Annotated in this window: 14 protein-coding genes and 3 pseudogenes; 10 read left to right on the plus strand and 7 right to left on the minus strand. The window is 56.8% G+C overall.

The window, feature by feature from the left end; genetic code table 11:
* Nucleotides 1–177 precede the first annotated feature (177 nt).
* The 3 genes from ACA058_RS09640 to ACA058_RS09650 all read left to right on the plus strand — a co-directional run bounded on the left by ACA058_RS09640 (nt 178) and on the right by ACA058_RS09650 (nt 2577).
* Complete coding sequence (locus ACA058_RS09640; protein ID WP_461981654.1) at nt 178–453, plus strand: metal/formaldehyde-sensitive transcriptional repressor; 276 nt, start codon at nt 178–180, stop codon at nt 451–453.
* A gap of 8 nt (nt 454–461) precedes the next feature.
* Nucleotides 462–1586, plus strand: a complete 1125-nt coding sequence (locus ACA058_RS09645) for a nickel/cobalt efflux protein RcnA (protein ID WP_497638864.1) — start codon at nt 462–464, stop codon at nt 1584–1586.
* Between the two features lie 292 nt (nt 1587–1878).
* On the plus strand, nt 1879–2577 hold the full coding sequence (locus ACA058_RS09650) for an ion channel (protein WP_497638865.1): 699 nt from the start codon (nt 1879–1881) through the stop codon (nt 2575–2577).
* Between the two features lie 76 nt (nt 2578–2653).
* On the opposite strand, the gene ACA058_RS09655 is transcribed toward ACA058_RS09650, so the two are convergent.
* The 3 genes and pseudogenes from ACA058_RS09655 to ACA058_RS09665 form a co-directional block, all read right to left on the minus strand.
* A complete protein-coding gene (locus ACA058_RS09655) occupies nt 2654–3460 on the minus strand; it encodes a lytic transglycosylase domain-containing protein (protein ID WP_497638866.1) in 807 nt (268 codons plus the stop codon).
* Nucleotides 3461–3826: 366 nt separating this feature from the next.
* Nucleotides 3827–5347: an acetaldehyde dehydrogenase ExaC gene (exaC, locus tag ACA058_RS09660; protein WP_497638867.1), complete on the minus strand. Its 1521-nt coding sequence runs from the start codon at nt 5345–5347 to the stop codon at nt 3827–3829.
* Between the two features lie 75 nt (nt 5348–5422).
* Nucleotides 5423–5566: pseudogene (locus ACA058_RS09665) on the minus strand (phosphonoacetaldehyde hydrolase); the annotation flags it as partial.
* Here ACA058_RS09665 and ACA058_RS09670 point away from each other — a divergent pair.
* Nucleotides 5559–6059: pseudogene (locus ACA058_RS09670) on the plus strand (LysR family transcriptional regulator substrate-binding protein); the annotation flags it as partial. The pseudogenes ACA058_RS09665 and ACA058_RS09670 overlap by 8 nt on opposite strands.
* Here the strand turns inward: ACA058_RS09670 and ACA058_RS09675 are convergent.
* Nucleotides 6051–6632 (minus strand): hypothetical protein, encoded by a 582-nt coding sequence (locus ACA058_RS09675; protein WP_497638868.1) that lies wholly within the window; start codon nt 6630–6632, stop codon nt 6051–6053. The pseudogene ACA058_RS09670 and the gene ACA058_RS09675 sit on opposite strands and share 9 nt — an antisense overlap.
* A gap of 165 nt (nt 6633–6797) precedes the next feature.
* On the minus strand, nt 6798–7211 hold the full coding sequence (locus tag ACA058_RS09680) for a hypothetical protein (protein WP_497638869.1): 414 nt from the start codon (nt 7209–7211) through the stop codon (nt 6798–6800).
* 499 nt (nt 7212–7710) lie between these two features.
* On the opposite strand from ACA058_RS09680, the pseudogene ACA058_RS09685 reads away from it, so the two are divergent.
* The 6 genes and pseudogenes from ACA058_RS09685 to arsJ form a co-directional block, all read left to right on the plus strand.
* Nucleotides 7711–7788: pseudogene (locus tag ACA058_RS09685) on the plus strand (arsenate reductase ArsC); the annotation flags it as partial.
* Nucleotides 7789–7797: 9 nt separating this feature from the next.
* Entirely contained in the window at nt 7798–8169 is a 372-nt protein-coding gene (locus tag ACA058_RS09690; protein WP_497638870.1) for a metalloregulator ArsR/SmtB family transcription factor, read from the plus strand.
* Nucleotides 8170–8308: 139 nt separating this feature from the next.
* Nucleotides 8309–9382 carry an ACR3 family arsenite efflux transporter gene (arsB, locus tag ACA058_RS09695; protein ID WP_497638871.1) on the plus strand — a complete coding sequence of 358 codons (1074 nt, stop codon included), beginning with the start codon at nt 8309–8311 and terminating at the stop codon, nt 9380–9382.
* Entirely contained in the window at nt 9375–10091 is a 717-nt protein-coding gene (arsH, locus tag ACA058_RS09700) for an arsenical resistance protein ArsH (RefSeq protein ID WP_497638872.1), read from the plus strand. Before arsB ends, arsH begins: the two co-directional genes overlap by 8 nt.
* A gap of 11 nt (nt 10092–10102) precedes the next feature.
* Nucleotides 10103–11107 carry an ArsJ-associated glyceraldehyde-3-phosphate dehydrogenase gene (locus ACA058_RS09705; RefSeq protein WP_497638873.1) on the plus strand — a complete coding sequence of 335 codons (1005 nt, stop codon included), beginning with the start codon at nt 10103–10105 and terminating at the stop codon, nt 11105–11107.
* 9 nt (nt 11108–11116) lie between these two features.
* A complete protein-coding gene (arsJ, locus tag ACA058_RS09710) occupies nt 11117–12337 on the plus strand; it encodes an organoarsenical effux MFS transporter ArsJ (RefSeq protein ID WP_497638874.1) in 1221 nt (406 codons plus the stop codon).
* Between the two features lie 131 nt (nt 12338–12468).
* Here the strand turns inward: arsJ and ACA058_RS09715 are convergent, their stop codons facing one another.
* Both ACA058_RS09715 and ACA058_RS09720 read right to left on the minus strand, forming a co-directional pair.
* On the minus strand, nt 12469–14964 hold the full coding sequence (locus ACA058_RS09715) for an arsenate reductase (azurin) large subunit (RefSeq protein WP_497638875.1): 2496 nt from the start codon (nt 14962–14964) through the stop codon (nt 12469–12471).
* A 13-nt stretch (nt 14965–14977) separates the two neighbouring features.
* Nucleotides 14978–15496, minus strand: coding sequence for an arsenate reductase (azurin) small subunit (locus tag ACA058_RS09720; protein ID WP_497638876.1), 519 nt, complete (start codon nt 15494–15496; stop codon nt 14978–14980).
* Nucleotides 15497–15706 lie beyond the last annotated feature (210 nt).

Below are 15706 nucleotides of genomic sequence, written 5' to 3' on the forward strand. Positions count from 1 at the left end.
GCAGGAGGTGCTGCCAAGTTCGATGAAGATGGTAATGGGTGCAGCCTTTCAGAAGGCTGAGCTAAAGATTACGGTTTTGTCAGCTTCACCCGCGGCCGTGACCCACTCGAATGCTGGCTTGCGCATGCCTGGTTTCTGAGTGAATATGCGCATCATTATAGGGTAGGGGGGTATGGTATGTCGCATGTTCATGGGCAAAAAGACGACCTGTTGAAGCGTGTTCGGCGTATCGCCGGTCAGGTTCAGGCTATAGAGCGAGCGCTGGAGTCGGACGCGGACTGTGCCAAAACGCTGCATCTTGTGGCGGCCACACGCGGGGCAATGAACGGCCTGATGGATGAAATTATCGAAGCTCACGCGCACGCTCATGTCGCGAACCCTGAATTGAGCGATGAAGAGCGCGCCAAAGGTGTCGAAGAGTTGCTTGAAGCCATCCGTCGTTACTCGAAGTAGACAATGTCATGCCAACTTTTGCAGAACTGCTTCAACAGGGTGGCACCCACGCGTGGCTCTACTTCCCGAGCGCGATACTGCTAGGTGCGTTGCACGGGCTTGAGCCTGGCCATTCAAAGACCATGATGGCGGCGTTCATCGTCGCCATCCGTGGATCAGTGAAACAGGCCGTTTTGCTGGGCTTGGCCGCAACGCTCTCGCACACCGCCGTGGTGTGGCTAGTTGCCATCGGTGGCATGTATCTGGGCAAAGGTCTGGACGCCCGAACGACTGAGCCGTACTTCCAGCTCGCGTCCTGCGCGCTGATCATTCTGATTGCGATCTGCATGCTGTGGCGTACCTGGCGGGGCGAACAGATGTTCAAGTTCGAGCAAGGTGATGATCACCACCATGCTCATCACGATGAGACTCAGCACATTGATACGGGTCACGGGCGGATCGAACTGGCGATTTTCGAACAGGGAATGCGCCCACACTGGCGCATGAAGGCGTTGAGTGGACATGCCTGGTCAGCGGCAGAGGTTCAACTGACGACTACCCGCTCAGATGGCAGTATTCAAGCGTTCTCGTTCGTTGAGCGCGAAGGTTTCCTGGAATCGACCGTCGACATTCCTGAGCCTCATGAGTTTAGTGCTCGCTTGACTCTTGGGCATGCGGACCATTCCCATGATTACGATCTGGATTATCAGGAGCACGGACACAGTCACGAGCACTCCGAGCTGGAAGGCCTGGAACTGTCGATAGATGGGTATCAGGATGCACATGAACGCGCCCATGCCAATGATATCCGCAAGCGCTTTACCAATCGTGAGGTCACCACTGGCCAGATCATTATGTTCGGGTTGACCGGGGGGCTGATTCCTTGCCCAGCGGCTATTACCGTTCTGCTGCTTTGCCTTCAGGTCAAAGAAGTCGCCTTGGGAGGCATTCTGGTTTTGTGCTTCAGCCTTGGTTTGGCGCTTACATTGGTATCCGTCGGTGCGGCAGCGGCCATTGGCGCTAAACAAGCTTCCAATCGCTGGCCTTGGCTTGGTGCAGTTGCGCGTCGAGCGCCCTATCTGTCCAGCGTGTTGATCATCGGGGTCGGACTCTACGTGGGGGTTCACGGCTGGATGGGTTTGATTGTTGCATAAGCCAGTTTTGAACCCTTCGCAGATCTGAAGTCAGTATGTAAAAAAACGTCTGTCTTGTGCCGGTAATGCTGGCTTCAGATTCGGTTTTATCGCCTGAGTCAGGTCTCTCGGCAGGCCGATTGCAGCCCTTCTATAATAGGCAGCAATCGACCCAATATAGCGGTCTGTCAGGCTGAATCCTCTCACATGCATTCGCGACTAGAATTTCACTGCCGACTCTTCTGAAGCCAGATCAGATTTCAACCGTACAACGTCAGGTCTCGAGCGTTATTTCAATTTCTGGGAAACCGGTATGGCAAATCCGCAAGATAAAGCCGAATCTGACCAGGATTTAGCTCAGATGGTAATAGGGCGAGGGCCTTGCACCTATCTATTGCTGCTCTTACTAGGATTGATCCTCCTGTTTCCCTTTCTTGAGGAAGGTATATTTGCTCGCACGTTGCTCGGCATTCTGTTTTCAATCGTGCTGCTCGTGGGCGCTTTCGCTACCAGGCAGACTCGGCGGGGGTTCATCCTAAAACTGGGTCTGGCGTTGCTTGGGGTTGGCCTTCAATGGACGGCGTTGTGGGCTGGGAGTATCGCAATACTTAACCTTGCCGGGATATCTTATGCGGCGTCTCTTGCAGTCTCGTTTAGCGGAGTGCTTCGCTATATTCTCAAGCGCGGGCCAATTACAGCCGACAAGCTGCATGGTGCGCTTGCGGGTTACATTATGCTGGCCTTCGTTTGGTCCTTCGTCTATGCCCTGGTCGAGATATCCAGCGCTGGCTCATTCGGCCCTGATCACCTCGACTTCGGCCAGCCCGGCACTTTCTTCAAACTGATCTATTTTAGCCTCACGACGCTCACGACCACTGGTTACGGTGATGTTATCCCGTTGACCAACCACGCCCGCTCACTTGTGATGGTCGAAGAGTTCTCAGGCGTCTTTTACGTTGGTGTTGTGATAGCGCGGCTTGCCGGTCTTTATCCATCGAATCAGACTAAGTGACTCGCGATTTTCCTGAGCCGCCGCCGGGCATTAGTGATTGAGTCGTCCCTGATTTAGTTGACACCTCCCTACGGTACTAGCGATTGTTGCGATAGCGTTCGGTCAAGGACTGCACGCGGGTGACGTAGGATTGCGTCTCGGCGTAGGGAGGCACCCCGTTATACTCGACCACGGCCGCTTCGCCGGCGTTGTAACCTGCCAACGCCAGCACCTGGTTGCCGTTGAAGCGCTTGAGCAGCCAGGCCAGGTAGCGCACGCCGCCACGAATGTTCTGTCGTGCGTCGAACGGATCGTCCACGGCGAAGCGCTCGGCGGTGGCGGGCATCAACTGCATCAGCCCCTGGGCGCCGGCTTCGGAAATGGCGTTGGGGCGAAACGCCGATTCGGCATGTATCACTGCGCGGACCAGCGCCCTGTCGACACCATAATGACCCGAAGCGGCTTCGATCTCCCGCCGATAGGAATGGGTGTCCAGGCGCAGTGAGGCGACCTTGAAATCCTTCGGCGCCATGCACAGATAGCAGCCCTTGATGTAATAGAGCTCAAGGACATCGACCCGTGCGGAGATCCCGACAGGGCGCCGGCTCACATACTGACGAACACCCCTGTGGACGAAGGTGAACACCCGAACCCGCACCGCGCCTGAGTCGTCGTCCCGCACAAGCCGTGGCAGGGCCATTGCCTTGGCGCCGACACCGGCGCCCGCCATGCCATTGAGGCGAGTGCAGCGGGCGCTGGCGATGGCTTGGCTGGTGTAGCTGATGGCTCCGTCCCTGGCTTGGCACTTGAACATGGCGCTGGCGCACAGTGGAGCGACCAGCAAGGCCAGCTCGATGCAGCCAAGAAGGCTCTTGCGAGACCATCGCCATGCTCTGGAACTCATCACATTGCTCCGCGCCGCAGGCGCCGATCAGGCCTGGGGCGCCTGGTCCAGGCGCTGGCTCAGGCGCTGGCCTATTCCGGGTGACCGCCATTTGTTCTGATAGTTATACCCCTTGTAACCGGCCTTGGAACTTGCGTTGACGTACGGGCTGCCGGCGTTCCCGGACGAGGCGCAGGCCTGATTGCTTGCACGACGCGTCCCGGCTTGCCAGGGCGTGTGTGCTGTGTCATTTAGGACCCCATCGCGAGCAAGCTCGCTCCCACAGGGGTTCGTGGTGAGTGAGCCGACGCAAAACCCTGTGGGAGCGAGCTTGCTCGCGATGACTGGCGAAAGGGCGACACAGACCTGTCTGCATCGCCCCGGTTTTTAGAAGAAGCCCAGCGGATTGATGTCGTAGCTCACCAGCAGGTTTTTGGTCTGCTGATAGTGGTCGAGCATCATCTTGTGGGTTTCACGGCCGACGCCGGACTTCTTGTAGCCACCGAACGCGGCGTGCGCCGGGTACAGGTGGTAGCAGTTGGTCCAGACACGACCGGCCTTGATCGCGCGGCCCATGCGGTAGGCGCGGTTGATGTCGCGGGTCCAGAGGCCGGCGCCCAGGCCGAACTCGGTGTCGTTGGCGATGGCCAGGGCTTCGGCTTCATCCTTGAAGGTGGTGATGCTCACCACCGGGCCGAAGATTTCTTCCTGGAACACGCGCATTTTGTTGGTGCCCTTGAGCAGGGTCGGCTGGATGTAATAACCCGTCGCCAGGCTGCCCTCGAGTTTTTCTATCTTGCCGCCGGTCAGCAGCTCGGCGCCTTCGCCCTTGGCGATTTCCAGGTACGAAAGGATTTTGTCGAATTGCTGCTCGGACGCCTGGGCGCCGACCATGGTGTCGGTGTCCAGCGGGTCGCCACGTTTGATTTGCAGGACCTTCTTCATCACCACTTGCATGAATTCGTCGTAGATCGACTCTTGCACCAGGGCACGGGAAGGGCAGGTGCAGACTTCGCCCTGGTTGAAGAACGCCAGCACCAGGCCTTCAGCGGCTTTTTCGATGAAGGACGGTTCGGCCTGCATGATGTCTTCGAAGAAGATGTTCGGCGACTTGCCACCCAGCTCCACGGTGGACGGAATGATGTTCTCGGCCGCGCATTTCATGATGTGCGAGCCGACCGGGGTCGAGCCGGTGAAGGCGATCTTGGCGATGCGCTTGCTGGTGGCCAGGGCTTCGCCGGCTTCTTTGCCGTAGCCTTGTACGATGTTCAGCACACCGGGTGGCAGCAGGTCGCCGATCAGTTCGAGCAGTACGGTGATGCCCAGCGGGGTTTGCTCGGCCGGCTTGAGCACCACGCAGTTGCCGGCGGCCAGGGCCGGGGCGAGTTTCCACGCGGCCATCAGGATCGGGAAGTTCCACGGGATGATCTGCCCGACCACACCCAGGGGCTCATGGATGTGATAGGCCACGGTGTTGCCGTCGATTTCGGCAGCGCTGCCTTCCTGGGCGCGGATGCAGCCGGCGAAGTAGCGGAAATGGTCGGCGGCCAGCGGGATGTCGGCGTTGAGGGTTTCGCGCACGGCTTTGCCGTTGTCCCAGGACTCGGTGATTGCCAGCAGTTCCAGGTTCTGTTCGATGCGGTCGGCGATTTTCAGCAGCACCAGCGAGCGCGCCTGGGCGGACGTGGCGCCCCAGGCGTCGGCGGCGGCATGGGCAGCGTCCAGGGCCTTTTCGATGTCTTCGGCGCTGGAGCGCGGGAATTCGGCAATCGGTTGGCCATTCACGGGCGAGGTCGTGGTGAAGTACTGACCTTTGACCGGCGCGACGAACTCGCCGCCGATGTAATTACCGTAGCGGGACTTGAAGGAAACGATGGCACCGGGAGTGCCAGGGTGGGCGTAGTTCATGGTGGCGTTCTCTTGTTGTTTTTGGTTGTGACCGTCCTTGCGACGGCCACTTTCAGTTGCACAAGCCCAACAGGGTCAAGAGCCCTGAGGGGTTTCGCCACGTGCCAGACGGGCATTGATGTCTTCGATGACCGCCGGCAAATCAACGATCGTGTCGATCAGGTAGTGCGGGCGGGAGCCTTCGAACATCTTGATGATGCGCGCGCGTTCCTCGGCCAATACCGATGAGGTCCTGCAGCGGTTGTTCGGTCACCAGGCAGACATTGCCCTGCTGGGGCGCAATATCGAAGATGACCGACTGCTCAAGCTGCATCTTCGCAGCGACCCGATGCTCGCCTTCGTTGCCCATGACCATCCCTGGGCACAACGAAAATCCATCAGCCTCGCCGATCTGGACAACACACCCCTGGTGTTGCGCGAGCAGGGCTCGGTTACGCGGCTATCCCTGGAAGAGGAGATGGCTGCGGCAGGCTTGCGCATTCGCAAGGCCATTGAGGTGGAGGGGCGTGAAGCGGCGCGTGAGGCCGTAGCCATCGGCATGGGGGTCGGTGTTGTCTCGGCGGCCGAGCTCGGCGCGGATTCGCGGCTTCGCGGATTGCCGATCGTCGATTGCCAGCAACGCTTCACCGAGACCCTGGTTTGTCTCCGGGCGCAGAGTTCCCGACGTATCCTGACGACCTTCTTTGACATGGTCAGAGAGGTGCTACGTTAGCTCCAGTCGCTCTAACGCATAATCCTTACCTGCCAAGGTCAGTTCAAACGTGGTGGCGCCGAACGTACCCCTTGTCACTTTTTGCTTCACAAGACGTTTGGCTTGGAGCTGCTTCAGACCGGTTTCAACTTCTAACGTGCTGAGTGAGACAAGCTTGCAAACTGAGTTCAAATTTGCAATTTTTCTGAAGTTCGCATGATAGGCCAAAGCTTCCATCAGTAACGTTTGGTTATCTGTCAGTTGTGGAAACTGAGGGTTGTTCTTTTTGTAAATTTTTCGCTCTATCTCGTGTAACTCGCCGTAAGCTCCATCAGTGATGCGGGCGTAGTAAATCGCTACGGACAGAGTGCTGATTAAAATCGCGATAATCATCAGCAGCGACCAATTCGGCATTGACGTTTCCAGCAAAAGCCAATCCCAAAAACGTAGCAGCCAGCCCGTGGTATCTGCCAACAACGTCAGGTCGAAGTAAGTGTCGAGCAGCTTCATGGCAGCCCCCGCGACAAGGAAAATTCCAGCCGAGTAGGCCAGAGCCTTGAACATGAACGGGGAATGCTTGCCTTGTGCTGCCATGCTACTCGTCTCTGGTATAGAAACAGTTGTTATCAGCATAGCAGTGGAAAACTGTCTTTCTGGCAACCGACCTGCAAGGATGCGACGAAGACCCAAAGCGTTCACTGGAGTGTCCACGGGCCTGGGGCTGGATCGAGCCGGACGGATTGATCCCGTGGCGTGGCGCTAGCGACGATAGTAGCGGCGATCGTCCTCGTAGCGATGGCGCATGGCCCGATCATGCTGGCGCTCCCAATCACGATGGCGTTCAGCTTCTCGGCGGGCTTGCTCTCTACGCCACTGATCTTTACGCCACTGGTCTCTACGCCAGTCGTCTCGGCGCCAATCGTCCCTGCGATCGTGCCAACGGTCTTCGTGCCAGTATCGGTCGTCATGGGCAAGCAACGGCCCTGGCTGCTTGCCGGCCATGCTGGCCAAGGTCGGCCAAGGGCTGCCTGCGGCTTGGACAGGCGCCTGGACGGCGGTGACTTGCGTTGCGAAAACAGGGGATGAGGTCTTCATCTGAGTGGCTGATGCCGAGCCCATTGCCGCGAACGCGAACAGGCCGAGGAGCACCATCCGTGGGTCATGGAATTTCATGAGCGAAGACCACCTCTGATTGACAATTGGACGTGTGGCCATCTGGCTGCGCGAACTCTGTGGGTTCGCGCGTACCGAGCGGATGTGCCTATCCAAATAGACCGACAAACAGGGAAAAGTTCTAGGAGCCGCTGCAATTTGCGCAACGCCTGCCAGAGCGCCAGGGTGCCTTCTTATTTCCTCTGCATGTCCAGGTAGCCCTTGAGTCGAGGAGCGACCTATTTCTGTGTGAATGACAGACTCATGACGAAAACCATATATGCGTAACCGCAGATGTTCAAAGAGATTCGGTAAGCGATTTACTTAGCTTACGTCCTGATACATTGGCTTTAGTTGAAGGTTGGCTGCGGGTCCAATCGCTTTGAAGGACTGACCTGCCGTTGACGCTTTACATCGCATACGGAAAATCATATATTCGTTGAGCCGTATGTGAGCTGAGATTTCACAATGACCAGCAAAGCCCGTGTCCTGTTCGTCTGTACCGCCAACGCTGCGCGCTCCCAGTGCCTTCCGTCACACCCTTTACGAAATTCATGAGCGCATCAGGATGTTCGTCTTGGTCAAAAACAAACACTGAGAAAACGATATGGCTGACCATCTGACACCGACCACTGTTTTCAAATGCCTGGCTGACGACACTCGGGTCCGCACGATGATGCTCATCACCCGTGAAGGAGAGCTTTGTGTTTGCGAACTGACCTGCGCGTTGAGTGAGAGTCAGCCAAAAGTCTCCAGACACCTCGCGCAGCTGCGTAGTTGCGGCCTGTTGTCGGACCGTCGACAAGGCCAATGGGTGTATTACCGACTGCATCCAAATCTCCCGGATTGGGTCCATCAAGTACTGACCACTGTGCTCGAAAGCAACAAGCATTGGTTGAGTCCTCACGCCAAACGCCTTGATGAAATGGGCGACCGTCCTGAACGGGCACTCGCCTGCTGTGAAAGCCAGATCGCCTGATGCCGAAGTGCATCCGCTGAGTCTCAAGACGTTGGAAAACGCTGGTATTTCGACGCTTGGACTGTTCAGTAAGTCCAGCGATACAGCTCAAGGCAGAGCTGGCCCTGATTGGCACGCTGTAACCAAAGGAGCAATGATCATGAGTAAAAGCCGCCTTTCCTTCCTGGACCGATACCTGACCCTGTGGATTTTTCTCGCCATGGCGTTGGGCATCGGTTTGGGGAGCCTGTTCGAAGGCTGGCCGCAGTGGCTCAACAGTCTTTCCGTGGGCACAACCAACATACCCATCGCTATCGGGTTGATCGTGATGATGTATCCGCCTCTGGCCAAGGTTCGTTATGAGGAACTGCCGGAAGTATTCAAGGACAAGCGCATACTCATTTTGTCTTTGGTCCAGAACTGGGTCATCGGCCCGGTGTTGATGTTCGCACTGGCGATCATCTTCTTGCGGGACCAGCCGGAATACATGACGGGCCTGATCCTGATCGGCTTGGCTCGTTGCATCGCGATGGTGTTGGTCTGGAATCAGATCGCAGGTGGCAACAATCAGTACGTCTGCGGATTGGTGGCGTTCAACAGCATCTTCCAGATCCTGTTTTTCAGTCTGTATGCCTGGGTCTCCCTGGGGCTGTTGCCGCCACTATTCGGGCTGGAAGGCAGTGTGATTGAGACCAGCTTTGTCAGCATTGCCGAGTCCGTCCTGATCTACCTGGGTGTACCGTTCCTGGCGGGCTTCCTGACCCGCAGGATCCTCATCGCCCGTAAAGGTGAAGCTTGGTTCCAAGAGCGTTTCATTCCGAAGATCAGCCCGCTGACGCTGGTAGCACTGCTGTTGACCATCGTGGCCATGTTCAGCCTCAAGGGCGACGTGGTGCTGCAATTGCCGATGGATGTGTTGCGTATCGCGATCCCTCTGACGATCTACTTCGTGGTGATGTTTTTCATCAGCTTCTGGATGGGCAAGCTGCTCAAGGCTGACTATCCGCGCACCACCGCACTGGCCTTCACAGCCGCAAGCAACAACTTTGAACTGGCGATTGCCGTGGCCATTGCCACTTTTGGCCTGGCTTCCCCGGTCGCCTTTGCCACGGTGATTGGTCCGCTGGTGGAAGTACCGGTACTGATTTCTCTGGTCGGTGTGGCCCTTTGGTTGAAACGCCGCTGGTTCGATGAATCCAAGAGCTCCGTTGCGCAGGACAAAGACTATGTTTGATGACCATATCCCCCAACTCGATACCGAACTGGTTGATCTCCCATCGACAGACAAACTCGGTATCGAAAAGACCTCCATCCATAAGCCGCGCATTTTGCTGCTGTACGGATCGACCCGTGAGCGCTCCTTCAGTCGCCTGATGGTCGAGGAAGCCGCTCGGCTGCTGGAGCACTTCGGTGCCGAGGCGCGGATTTTCAATCCGTCAGGTCTGCCGTTGCCAGATGACGCACCCGACGATCATCCACGAGTGAAGGAGCTGCGCGACCTGATGCTGTGGTCCGAGGGGCAGGTCTGGTGCTCTCCAGAACGTCACGGTTCCATGAGCGCAGTGTTCAAAGCGCAGATCGACTGGGTGCCACTCGCGATGGGTGCGGTACGCCCGACCCAGGGCAAAACCCTCGCCGTCATGCAGGTGTGTGGTGGCTCGCAGTCGTTCAACGTGGTTAATCAGCTGCGAGTGCTGGGACGTTGGATGCGCATGTTCACCATCCCAAACCAATCCTCCGTGCCGAAGGCCTATATGGAATTCGACGACAACGGACGGATGAAGCCTTCTCCGTTCTACGACCGTATCGTTGATGTGATGGAAGAGTTGGTGAAATTCACGCTGTTGCTTCGCGACCGTCAGGACTATCTGGTTGATCGTTATTCCGAGCGCAAAGAGTCAGCGCAAGAACTCATGAAACGTGTCAATCAGCGCTCCATCTGAGGATTTACAACATGACTATCAAAGTTGGCATCAATGGTTTTGGTCGGATCGGTCGCCTCGCGCTGCGAGCAGCCTGGAGCTGGCCAGAGTTTGAATTCGTGCAGATCAACGATCCGGCAGGCGATGCAGTAACCCATGCGCACCTGATCAACTTCGACTCTGTGCATGGTCGTTGGCACAACGAAGCCAGCGCAGAAGGCGATCAGGTGGTGATTGGCGGCAAACGCATCAAGGTGACCGCGAACAAAGCGATTGCCGACACCGACTGGTCGGGTTGCGATCTGGTGATCGAGGCCAGCGGCAAGATGAAAACCGTGGCGGTGTTGCAGGCTTACCTCGACCAAGGCGTGAAGCGTGTGGTGGTCTGCGCTCCGGTGAAGGAAAAAGGCGCGCTGAACGTCGTCATGGGCGTCAATCATCAGCTGTTCAAGGCGGCGGAACATCGCATCGTCACCGCTGCTTCGTGCACCACCAATTGTCTGGCGCCGGTGGTGAAAGTCATCCACGAAAAGCTGGGCATTCGCCACGGCTCTATCACCACCATCCATGACCTGACCAACACCCAAAGCATCCTCGATCAGCCGCACAAGGATCTGCGCCGTGCGCGTGCCTCCGGCATGAGCCTGATCCCAACCAGTACGGGCTCGGCCACCGCCATTGCCGAAATCTTTCCGGAGCTGCGTGGGCGTCTGAATGGTCACGCGGTACGCGTGCCGCTGGCCAACGCTTCTCTGACCGACTGTGTCTTCGAGGTCGAGCGGGCCACCACTGTCGAGGAGGTGAATCAGCTACTCAAGGACGCCTCCGAGAACGAGCTGAAAGACATCCTCGGCTTCGAGGAACGTCCACTGGTATCCATCGACTACCGCACAGATCCACGCTCATCGATCATCGATGCACTGTCGACCATGGTCATCAACGGTACCCAGGTCAAACTCTATGCCTGGTATGACAACGAATGGGGCTATGCCAACCGCACCGTGGAACTGGCCAAAATGGTCGGTATGGCAGTCTAAGGAGCGGTCATGAAAGCGTTGTCAGCCCTCGCTCCGCAAGTGCGGCAGTATCTGCTCGTCACGGGTAACTACTGGGCCTTCACCCTCACCGACGGCGCCTTGCGCATGTTGGTGGTGTTGCACTTTCACGCGTTGGGCTACAGCCCACTGCAAATCGCGGCATTGTTTCTGTTCTACGAACTCTTTGGGGTGATCACCAACTTGGTGGGTGGCTACCTCGGCGCTCGGCTGGGTCTGAACCGAACCATGAACATCGGGCTGGGCCTCCAGGTCGCGGCGCTGCTGATGCTGACGGTTCCTGTCGCCTGGCTAACCATCCCATGGGTGATGGGCGCTCAGGCGCTGTCGGGGATTGCCAAAGACCTGAACAAGATGAGCGCCAAAAGCTCCATCAAGCTTCTGGTTCCGGATGGGCAACAGGGCAAGCTCTACAAGTGGGTGGCGATCCTCACCGGCTCGAAGAACGCACTCAAGGGCGTCGGCTTCTTTCTTGGCGGAGCCTTGCTGGCCTTGATCGGCTTCAAAGGCGCCTTGCTGGCCATGGCGGGTGTCCTGGCGCTGATCTGGATCAGCAGCTTGATTCTGTTGAAGAAGGACCTGGGCAAGGCCAAAGCCAAGCCCCAATTTCGCGACATCCTGTCCAAGAGCCGGGCGATCAATATCCTCTCAGCCGCCCGAATGTTCCTGTTCGGCGCCCGCGATGTCTGGTTTGTGGTGGCCTTGCCGGTGTACCTGAGCAGCGTCTTCGGCTGGGACTTCTGGGAGGTTGGCGGCTTCCTTGCGGCCTGGGTGATTGGCTACGGCATTGTGCAATCCTTCGCGCCCAACATCACCGGCAAGAAACGTGGGCACGTACCGGATGGTCGTGCGGCATTTCTGTGGGCACTTGCGCTGGCGGGTCTGCCTGCGGCCATTGCTCTTGGGCTGAGCACCGGATGGTCACAACAGGTGGTGTTGCTCGGCGGACTGATGGTCTTTGGCGCGCTATTCGCGGTGAACTCTTCGTTGCACAGTTACCTGATCGTGTCCTACGCCAAGGAAGACGGTGTATCGCTGGATGTGGGGTTTTATTATATGTCCAACGCCATGGGCCGCCTTATTGGCACGGTGCTCTCCGGCTGGGTATATCAGGTGTATGGGCTGGGCGCGTGCTTATGGATATCGAGTGCATTCGTACTGCTTGCAGCTTTGATTTCAATTGCATTACCTCGTCATGCGTCTAGTGAATGACCCTTTTCACATGCCTGGTTGGGACGGAGATTGCTCCCGTCGGCGTCCAGTGAAAAGTGAAATAACCACGAGAGGTCTAGCCCCCTCCCACAAGGTGGGAAGGGGGCTGCGTCTGTTCAACGATTTTGTTGTTAACCAACCGCGATCACGTTAAACCGGCGCGACTTGAAGCTGATCGTCTCTTTGAATTCCTCCACCTGACCAATGCGCCGGATACTTGCCCATGTCCCTTTGTAATAGGGCACCACGTTGCGGTCGGTCCATGGCGTAGTCAAATCTCCCATCACACCGTTGAAGTGCCCGAACTGCATAAAGGTTTGATTCCGTTTGATGTCAGACTCCAGGTAGGCTAGTGCGTAGGACGAACCGTAATCGTTGAACACCTCGACCACGTCTCCGGACTGAATAGCCAACGCTTGGGCATCGTCGGGGTTGATTTCCAGATAAGCCATCGGCACACGCCGCTGTACAAAATCGTTGTATTGGTCGTGGTAGAGCGTTTGCCACACTTCATTGATGCGTCCATTGTTGATCCAGAACTGGTGCTTCGCCTTCAGTTCTGCCACCGGTTTCGGCAATCCGGACCATGTTGCTGGCTTGAACTCTGCTTTGCCGTCAGGGGTGTCGAATTTGTAATCGGTGTAAAGCATTTCGGTACCGATCAGTTTGCCGTCACGGTATTCCTTAGCGGGTAACTGTACGCCATTGTTCCCCATGGCTTTCAGCCGCTCGTAGGTGACAAGATTGCCTGTGGTCCCACCTTGACTGTCAATTGGGCCAGCACCGGGTTGGCCAGCCATGCGGAAGCCGTCATTGAAGGCGTCTTCCTCGCTATTCCAGTCGAACCCTGCAAAGCGCGCCGCCATGTCCTGTTTACCTTCATCCGTATACATCTGCCGAAGGGTGTTAGCGATAGCCGCTGCGATCAGGCAATCTGCTTTCGCCGAACCGGGAGGATCCATGAATTTTTGTGAAAGACGCATCCGCCGTTCCCCGTTCATCGAGGTGAGATTCATCTCACCCGGATGGGTTGCGGGCAGCATCACATGGGCGGCTTCTGCCAGCTTGGTGGGGTAAAGGTTGATATTGGCGAGGAAAAGCCCGCCTTTGTTTTTCACCGCGTCGTAGACCGCATCCACCATCTGTGCGGTTGTACCGCCGCGAACGTTGGCCATGGCCTCCCTGACAATACTGGCGCGTTTCAGGATGACCGCACGATGCTGCTCAGCATTGAGCGTGGTCTGGAACGGGTTGGCCCCCCACGCCGTGTACATCATTCCCTTGCCGTTGATGATCTCCTGATCCACATAGATCTTGGAATTCCCAGGATAAGGGGGGCGTGTATAACCCTCTTGATGCCCACCCATGCGCACCACCCCCGTACCTCGTCGCCCGACGTTGTGGGTGGCAAGCACTAAGTCGACCAAGGCAGACTGGATGAGGTAGTTGTCATTGCCCCAGATGATCCCTTTTTCGTAGGCGTGCATGGCATGGGGGCGATGGCCAGAGGCCTTGGGTTTGTAAGCCCATTCGGCTGCTTGCTTGAGCTTGTCCACCGAGACCCCGGTAACGCGACTGGTTTCTTCAAGCGACATTCGATTGGCTTGAAGTGCCTGGTCAAACGCTTTGGTATGGGCCGCGATAAATTCCTCGTCATGCCATTTTTGGTCAACCACGTAGGTCAGTAGACCATTGAACAGAGCGATATCCGTGCCCGGTTCGATATCCAGGTGAAGCACGTTGTCTTTGCCCGCTGCTTGCTCCGCTATAGCGATGGTCGGTGTCCTGCGGGGGTCGACAAAAATCAACTTGGCTGGAGCAACGGTTTCCCCAGGAAAGCGCTGTTTCCGCTTGTCGAGTGTCTGTCCCTGTAAATTGGGCAGCCAGTGCGCCAGGAAGTAGTTGGTTTGGGTTTCGTATGAGTTGCAACCGATGGCAACAATAACGTCAGCCAATTCGGCGTCTTCGTAGCTGTTGTTGAGTTCGCCAATGCCCATCTCGCGGGTAGCGTGGCACTCGGAGTTATAGGCGGGGCGATTGTGGATACGTACCAATGGCGTTTGCAGTGCGGTGAACATCAGCTTGCCGGTGCCCCAGGTATTCTCGAATCCGCCTCCGGCACCTCCGTGATCGAAGCAGTCAAAGGCGAGCGAGGCAGGCCCATCATTATCAAGAATTTTCTTGGTCACCCCGGTGTAAAGCGCCAACGCATCATCCCAACTGGTGTCCACCCACTGATCAGCCACATAGACGCGTGGGCTGCGTAACCGCTCCTTGCCTACGCCATCGGGGTTGTACATGACCTTGGCCAGTTGTCCCCCTCGCGTGGACGAGAGTCCTTTATTAACTTCGCACTGTTTGTCCGGCACGATCATGATGTTGTAGCGCTTACCGTCCTTGTCGGTAATCGTGTTCTGCATTGCCGGCGTCATGATGATGGCCATGGGAGGTAACTGTTTGCGGAAGTCGAGCCCGAGCGCGTTCTCATCGGGTGCCCGTCCACCTTCCTGACTTTCTGGCCATTTGTACACGTGATAGCCACAACCCACGATGCAGAAGTGGCATGTGAGGTTGGTCTTTTGGGCATCTGTCGGAGGCAGTGCCATACGATCTTTGTTGGTTGCCATTTTAATCTCCTTATCAAAGGAGGTTGGACTGACGTCCGTAGATCAACCCTTCGACGGCAACTGCATGTACCGAATCGTCATTGGGGTTGTACTCAAGCACTATGCTCGGCAGGTTCTCTGTGGCTTGGCCGGACACCATTTGGCCAATATTCTCAGGGTCGAAAATGCTGAAATGACAGGGGCATTTGAACAACTTCTGTCCCGAGTCATAGGCGACTGGACAACCCATGTGCGTGCATAGCGTGCTGTAGGCGACGATGTCGCGCTCTGGGCCGACACCACCTGGAACGGGGGTGCCCATCTTGATTAATGCGCAAGGTGAGGCCGCGTCGGGATAAGAAAATAGGACCGGCGTGTTGACCTGCAATTTTTGAGCTTTGGTGAGCGCTTTCGTTTGGTAGGGGAGATTGACTCGCCCCTCTACCGATGACTTTGGTGTTGCTGCTTGTGTGAGTTCGGGCAGCCCAATTGCCACGCTTGCGGCAACCCCACCTCCCACTTTCAGGAAGAGTCTTCTGGATATCGATGCCATCTCCGCCTCCGCATTACGCTTGCGATGCAGTCGGCCCCCACCTCTGTCGTTAGCGACGTTTACTTCAACCCATTGAGCATAGTAGACAGGCCGTTTTTGTGGCCCAAATGGCTCGCATCACGCGTTATCCGCTTAGTTTCGTCGACATTTCCGACTGGCGGTTTGCAGAGGTATCTGCTTGTTGGCGCGGTGGAGTTTCTGCAAGTCAGT

Source organism: Pseudomonas sp. LBUM1649 (genome assembly GCF_059716155.1).

What these genes read in the sequence shown, in the direction of transcription:
- ACA058_RS09640 (WP_461981654.1), top strand. Translation starts at nt 178, where the DNA reads ATGTCGCATGTTCATGGGCAAAAAGACGACCTGTTGAAGCGTGTTCGG.
- ACA058_RS09645 (WP_497638864.1), top strand. Translation starts at nt 462, where the DNA reads ATGCCAACTTTTGCAGAACTGCTTCAACAGGGTGGCACCCACGCGTGG.
- ACA058_RS09650 (WP_497638865.1), top strand. Translation starts at nt 1,879, where the DNA reads ATGGCAAATCCGCAAGATAAAGCCGAATCTGACCAGGATTTAGCTCAG.
- ACA058_RS09655 (WP_497638866.1), bottom strand. Translation starts at nt 3,460, where the DNA reads ATGAGTTCCAGAGCATGGCGATGGTCTCGCAAGAGCCTTCTTGGCTGC.
- exaC (WP_497638867.1), bottom strand. Translation starts at nt 5,347, where the DNA reads ATGAACTACGCCCACCCTGGCACTCCCGGTGCCATCGTTTCCTTCAAG.
- ACA058_RS09675 (WP_497638868.1), bottom strand. Translation starts at nt 6,632, where the DNA reads ATGGCAGCACAAGGCAAGCATTCCCCGTTCATGTTCAAGGCTCTGGCC.
- ACA058_RS09680 (WP_497638869.1), bottom strand. Translation starts at nt 7,211, where the DNA reads ATGAAATTCCATGACCCACGGATGGTGCTCCTCGGCCTGTTCGCGTTC.
- ACA058_RS09690 (WP_497638870.1), top strand. Translation starts at nt 7,798, where the DNA reads ATGGCTGACCATCTGACACCGACCACTGTTTTCAAATGCCTGGCTGAC.
- arsB (WP_497638871.1), top strand. Translation starts at nt 8,309, where the DNA reads ATGAGTAAAAGCCGCCTTTCCTTCCTGGACCGATACCTGACCCTGTGG.
- arsH (WP_497638872.1), top strand. Translation starts at nt 9,375, where the DNA reads ATGTTTGATGACCATATCCCCCAACTCGATACCGAACTGGTTGATCTC.
- ACA058_RS09705 (WP_497638873.1), top strand. Translation starts at nt 10,103, where the DNA reads ATGACTATCAAAGTTGGCATCAATGGTTTTGGTCGGATCGGTCGCCTC.
- arsJ (WP_497638874.1), top strand. Translation starts at nt 11,117, where the DNA reads ATGAAAGCGTTGTCAGCCCTCGCTCCGCAAGTGCGGCAGTATCTGCTC.
- ACA058_RS09715 (WP_497638875.1), bottom strand. Translation starts at nt 14,964, where the DNA reads ATGGCAACCAACAAAGATCGTATGGCACTGCCTCCGACAGATGCCCAA.
- ACA058_RS09720 (WP_497638876.1), bottom strand. Translation starts at nt 15,496, where the DNA reads ATGGCATCGATATCCAGAAGACTCTTCCTGAAAGTGGGAGGTGGGGTT.